Source organism: Natronococcus sp., from assembly GCF_047921035.1.
GTDB lineage: Archaea > Halobacteriota > Halobacteria > Halobacteriales > Natrialbaceae > Natronococcus.
The window spans coordinates 1-513 of sequence record NZ_JBLRWX010000277.1; the positions used below are offsets into that span (position 1 = coordinate 1).

A 513-nucleotide genomic window follows, 5' to 3' on the forward strand; every position below is an offset into this window, starting at 1 on the left:
GGACGAGTGATCGTCGATTCGGCGAGTGCTCGTGCGAACACTCCGAAAGCCCCTGGCGGTGTCGGCTCGCGCGCCTCCCTGTGCTCCTCGCTTCGCTGCGGTGCTTACACAGCGAGACTGCGTCTCGCTTGCCCTCGCTCACTTCGTTCGCGAGGACTTCGTCGGGCGTCGCCGACCCCGCCAGCCCCTTTCAGTCCCACCCGTGGTGGTTGGTCGATGGGCTGTAGTCGGTAGGTGATCAGATAGTTCGGGCAGTGGTGGTGTGGGAATCGAGCTACGATTTTCGAGGGTCCTCCACGAACTCGTCGCGTCCGCGACTCGCCTTTCGAATCCAGCCCGTGTCGTGGAGCCGTCGCGGGTAGTACTCGGCGGTGCGCTTCTCGAGTCCCGTCTCGTCGATCACGTAGCGGGGGTTCACACGTCTCCAGGGTTCGTTCTCGGCACGTCCCCGTTTGAATACCTCGAGGGCAAAGGGCCCACTTGCTGGAGATTCGAGGACCGTATCGGTTCGAG

Annotated in this window: 1 protein-coding gene; it reads right to left on the reverse strand. The window is 63.4% G+C overall.

The genetic code is table 11. The annotated features are described in order from the left end of the window. Positions 1 to 274 precede the first annotated feature (274 nt). Positions 275 to 513, reverse strand: a 239-nt coding sequence (locus ACNA7R_RS20685; protein ID WP_416285403.1) for an ArsR family transcriptional regulator, incomplete at its 5' end; no start/stop codon positions are given.